The organism is Streptomyces sp. NPDC085932 (assembly GCF_044540525.1).
GTDB classification, from domain to species: Bacteria; Actinomycetota; Actinomycetes; order Streptomycetales; family Streptomycetaceae; genus Streptomyces; species Streptomyces levis.
Genome location: NZ_JBITSJ010000001.1, coordinates 559,196 through 564,190, shown reverse-complemented (window position 1 = coordinate 564,190; position 4,995 = coordinate 559,196). Strand labels below are relative to the sequence as shown.

General features: G+C 73.6%; 4 protein-coding genes. 2 read left to right on the top strand and 2 right to left on the bottom strand.

Annotated features, from left to right (window positions below; translation table 11 throughout):
* Window positions 1–86: 86 nt before the first annotated feature.
* Together ACIGAQ_RS02305 and ACIGAQ_RS02300 are read left to right on the top strand one after the other, a co-directional pair.
* The gene (locus ACIGAQ_RS02305) at window positions 87–902 is read left to right on the top strand and encodes an alpha/beta fold hydrolase (protein WP_362277553.1); all 816 of its coding nucleotides are present in this window, start codon (window positions 87–89) and stop codon (window positions 900–902) included.
* An 8-nt stretch (window positions 903–910) separates the two neighbouring features.
* Window positions 911–1,795, top strand: coding sequence for a phosphotransferase family protein (locus ACIGAQ_RS02300; RefSeq protein ID WP_399778547.1), 885 nt, complete (start codon window positions 911–913; stop codon window positions 1,793–1,795).
* Window positions 1,796–1,919: 124 nt separating this feature from the next.
* On the opposite strand, the gene ACIGAQ_RS02295 is transcribed toward ACIGAQ_RS02300, so the two are convergent.
* Window positions 1,920–3,776 (bottom strand): ABC transporter ATP-binding protein, encoded by a 1,857-nt coding sequence (locus tag ACIGAQ_RS02295; RefSeq protein ID WP_399778545.1) that lies wholly within the window; start codon window positions 3,774–3,776, stop codon window positions 1,920–1,922.
* 47 nt (window positions 3,777–3,823) lie between these two features.
* A complete protein-coding gene (locus ACIGAQ_RS02290; protein WP_362277562.1) occupies window positions 3,824–4,816 on the bottom strand; it encodes a clavaminate synthase family protein in 993 nt (330 codons plus the stop codon).
* Window positions 4,817–4,995: the final 179 nt, after the last annotated feature.

The following is a 4,995-nucleotide window of genomic DNA, read 5'->3' as shown; positions in this document are numbered from 1 at the left end:
ACCACCGGCGGAGCGGCGCCGTCTCGGGGCGCCGCTCCGCCCTTCCGTCCCTGTCCCTTCTTCCACGGTTCCCCGGAGGCACCGCCATGCCCTTCCTCGACGTCAACGGCGTCCGGCTCCACTACTACGACAACGCACCCCCCGGCGGGACGTCGGCCCCGCCCGTGCTGCTGGTCATGGGCTCGGGCGGCAGCGGCCGGGCCTGGCACCTGCACCAGGTGCCGGCGCTGGTCGCCGCCGGGTTCCGGGTGATCAGCTTCGACAACCGCGGCATCGCGCCCAGTGACGAGGGCGCGGACGGGTTCGGCATCGACGACCTGGTCGCCGACACGGCGGCGCTGATCGAGGAACTGCGGCTGGGCCCGTGCCCGGTGGTGGGGATCTCGATGGGCGCGCACATCGCGCAGGAGCTCGCCGTGTCCCGGCCCGAACTGGTCGACCGGCTGGTGCTGATGGCCACCCGAGGCCGTTCGGACGTCCTGCGCGAGGCGCTGTGCCGGGCGGAGATGGAGCTCTACGACAACGGGGTGCGGTTGCCCGCGGCGTACGAGGCGGTGGTGCAGGCCCTGCAGAACCTCTCCCCGCGCACCCTCGACGACGACCAGCGGGCGCGCGACTGGCTGGACGTGCTGGAGCTCACGCGGGTGTCGGGCCCCGGTCACCGTGCCCAGCTCGCGGTGGGTGCCATGCCGGACCGGCGCCCGGCCTACCGCGGCATCCGGGCGGCCACCCGGGTCATCGCCTTCCAGGACGACCTGATCGCCCCTCCGGTGCTGGGCCGGGAGGTCGCCGAGGCGATCCCGGGCGCGGAGTTCGAGGTGGTGGCCGACTGCGGGCACTACGGCTATCTGGAGGCGCCCGACGCCGTCAACAAGCTGATCACCGAATTCCTGGGGCGGTGAGAACTCCCTTGACGCAGATCGAGACGACCTTCGAACCGACCGTCGACGAGCAGGCGTTGATGGGTCTGGTGCACGAGGTGTGCCCGGGGCTGGAGCCGACTGCCGTCGTCCACCGCAGCCGCACCTCCCTGGTGGTGGCCGGCGTGCTGCGGGGCACCGAGGTGATCGCCAAGGTGCGCACCCCCGACTGGCGCCGGCAGTGCCTGCGCGAGATCGAGGCGTACGACCTCTTCGACCGGCAGCGCCCGCCGGTGCGGGTGCCGCGGCGGCTGGCCGCGGACGCCGGCCGTGCGGTGCTGGTGACGGAGCGGCTGCCGGGCACGGTGCTGGCACCGGAACGGTTCCCGGCCCCGCCGCTGGCGGAGCGGGACCTGACCGGGGTGCTCAAGGCCGTACGACGGCTGCGCCCGTGGCGTCCCGGCGTGCCGGAGAACTGGCGGGTCGACTACCGCCCGCTGGTGGACGGCATCCTGGAGCGCAGGGACCTCGACGAACGGCACGAGGCGGCCGTGGTGCGCATGCTGGAACTCGCCGGTGAGCCCCGGGAGTTCGGCCACGGCGATCTGGTCCTGGCGAACGTGATGCGCACCGGCCGGACGTACACGCTGATCGACTGGGCGAGCGCCGCCGTGTTCCTGCCCTGCCTCGACCTGGCCCAGCTGTGGCTGCTGCTGGGCGACGTCCCCGGGGCCCGCGAGCGGGTCGAGGCCGAGGTGGCGCGCCTCGACGAGCGGGAGGGCCTGGTGCCGTTCCTGGTCAACCTGACGCTGCTGCTGTACCGGGAGCGGCGCGCCCACAGCCGGTTCACGGACGAGATGTCCGTGGCCCGCGCCGCGCGGCTGGACGCCGCCTGGGAGGCGGTGCGCGAGCGGGTGATGCGCCACGCCGGCTGAGGGAACCCCTCGGGGCACGCGAAGGGGCCTCCCGGCCGCCGGCCGGGAGGCCCCTTCCTTGTCGTGTCCCTGGGTGTCGTGCCCGTACGTGTCGTGCCGCCGCGTGAGGTGCCGTGCGGCTGGACTACTTGATGAGGAGCTGGTGCGCGGCGAGTTCGCGGTAGAGGGGGCTGCTGTCGGCGAGTTCGTCGTGCCGGCCGGCGGCGACGACCTCGCCGCGTTCGAGGACCACGATCTGGTCGCTGTCGACGACGGTGGACAGCCGGTGCGCCACGACGAGCAGGGTCCGGTCGGCGGTGACGGAGCCGATCGCGTCCCGCATCAGGACCTCGTTGCGGGCGTCCAGGTTGCTGGTCGCCTCGTCCAGCAGCATGATCGGCGGCGCGGCCAGGAAGGTGCGGGCCAGGGCCAGCCGCTGGCGTTCGCCGCCGGACAGCAGCACACCGCCCTCGCCGACCTGGGCGTCGAGGCCGAGCGGCGCCCGCATGATCACGTTCTCCAGGTTGACCGAGCGCAGCACCTCACGCATGTCCTCGTCGGTGGCGTCGGGTGCGGCCAGGGCGAGGTTGTCCCGGACGGTTCCGGCCAGCACGGGCGCCGACTGCTCGACGTAGCCGAGCCTGTGGCGCAGGACGGGCCGCGGCAGTTCGCGCACGTCGGTTCCGTCGACGCGGACGGTGCCCGAGGTGACGTCGTAGAACCGCTCCACCAGGGACAGCAGGGTGGACTTGCCCGCGCCGGACGGGCCGACGAGCGCGGTCCGGGTGCCGCGCGGCACCACCAGGGAGACGTCCTTCAGGACGGTCTCGCCGCCGGTGTAGCCGAAGGCGACGTGGTCGAACTCGATCGCGGGCGGCGGCGGGGCGCTCGCCGTGCCGCCGGCGGCGGGCGGGGTCCGCTCCCGCACGGACAGCGCGGTGGCGGCCGGGGGGTCGGCGAGGTCCGACTCCTGGGGCAGGGTGAGGACCTCCTCGATGCGGTGCAGGGCGCCGAGGCCCGTCTGGAGGCGGGAGTAGGCGTTGAGCGCGCGGCCGAGCGGGAACCAGAGCGTGAACAGGAACAGCAGGAAGGAGACCAGGTCTCCGACCTCGATCGCGCCGGAGGCCACCCGTGCGCCGCCGATGCCCAGCACCACCAGGAACGCCAGCTGGACGGTGGTGGAGGTGACCGGGTTGATCAGCGCCTGCAGGGTGGCGATGCGCAGGCCGGCGTCGTAGGCGCCCTTGGCGTAGTCGTCGACGGCCTGCGCCTCGCGGTGTTCGGCTCCGCTGGCCCGGATGGTGCGCACGGCCGAGATGGCGCGTTCCACCGCGGAGGTCATCTCGCCGACGCGGTCCTGGGCGGCCCGCGAGGCGCCGCGCACCCGGCGCGAGAGCCCCACCACCGCGACGACACCGGTCGCCAGGCCCAGCGCGGTGGCCCCGAACAGCGTCGGGTCGATGAGGAACATCATCACGGCGGAGCCGCCCACCATGAGGACGTTGGTGACGATGTCGAACAGCCCGGAGGTGACCACGGCCCGCAGCAGGGTGGTGTCGGCGCCGACACGGGAGAGCAGGTCCCCGGTGCGGCGCTGGTCGTACTCGGCGATGGGCAGCCGCAGCAGGCGGGCCACCAGCCGGCGGCGGGTGCCGAGGACCAGGCCCTCGGCCACCCGCTGGAGCATGTAGTCGCGGAAGCCGGTGAGCACGGCCGCCGCCACCAGCGCGGCCAGCAGCAGGCCGACGAGACCGCCCACGGCCTCGTCGGCCTCGATGCGGGTCAGCACGTCCCGGATCAGCACCGGCTGGCTGAGGGTCAGCAGGGTCGTGGCCAGCGACAGCAGGGCGACGACGCCCAGGGTCGGCCAGTGGCCCTTGAGATGGGGCAGCAGGGAGCGCAGACCCATGCCTGAGGTGGAGGCGCCTGCCGCCCCGGCGCCGGGCGCCGTCGCCTGGGGGCGCGCGGCGGCGGGCCGCTCCCTGGTCTGCGTGCTGGTCATCGCTCTCCCTTACGTGACTCGGTTCGGTCGGTTGGCCGTACGACGGGTCAGCCGGCCGCGCCGAGCACGTAGCCGTCGGCCGGGCGCAGTGCGCGGGAACGGCGCAGGTCGCTCAGGACGAAGGTGCGCTGCAGCCAGCGGTCGGTGCCGTCGTAGCGGGGGGTGAACTCGGTACGGCCGTGCACGGTGACCCGGTTGTCGACGATCGCCAGCTCGCCGGGCGTGAGGCGGTGGGTGGCCGCGGTCCGGTCGAAGTGGTCCTGGAGGGTGCGCAGGGCCCGGGCGGCCCGTTCGGTGACGGGGCTGGTGGCGGCGATGTCGACGCGGATGTCGGGGTCGTGCGGGTCGCCGGAGAGCACCGGGGCCGGCGGGGTCTCGACGTCGCCGAGGCCGAAGGAGGGCGGCGGGGCGGTGACGAACTCCGGCGCCCACAGGGTCCGCAGGGTCTCCTCCGGCAGCAGCGGCAGCACCTGCCGGATGCAGCAGGTGCGCAGCCCGGCCCGGCCCTCGGGGTCGGCGCGCAGGCACAGCAGCATCACGAAGTCGGGGCGGTGCTCGTGGAAGGCGTTCTCGTTGTGGAAGGTCAGCAGCGTGGAGCCGGCGTTGCCCTGGAACTCCTCCATGCCGGGCACGGGCACGACGTCCTGGACGAGCGCGCCGCCCTTCTCGGGCCGGAACGCGCCCGGGTCGCCGAGCCCGCTGGCGACCATGAGCAGGATCGCGGCGGCGAGGGAGGCCTCGCGCTGGACGGACCCGTTGACGCTGGGGGTCGGCGGGAGTTCCATCGCCTCGACGGGGAGCCCGCGCACGACCAGTGCGCCCTGGGGGCCGGAGTCGCGGCGGAATTCAGCGAGAATGCGGCGCAGCGCCACCGGCAATTCATGCCAGGAATTGCGGGCGGCCGCCACCCATTCCGGATCGTCGGGCAGGCCCGAGGTCCGGTTGGCGAGTTTCCAAGCTATTTCCTCGACGAGCTGCGCGTCCTGCCCGGTGAGGGTCGTGTCGTAGGGCGCAGTCGTGCGTCCGGTATTCGCAGCCATCGTCAGGCGGCCTCCGTCCACATTGTTATCGGGTGCACTCCGGACGCTAGGGCGATGCGTTATCGCCCGCGTATCGGTTGAGCATGGCCGGCCGTTTCCGGAATTCGCCGCGGAACGGTTTTCCGGCACGGCCGGCCGGTGCCCTCCGCAACCGGAGCGGCACGTCACCGCTCCGGCGG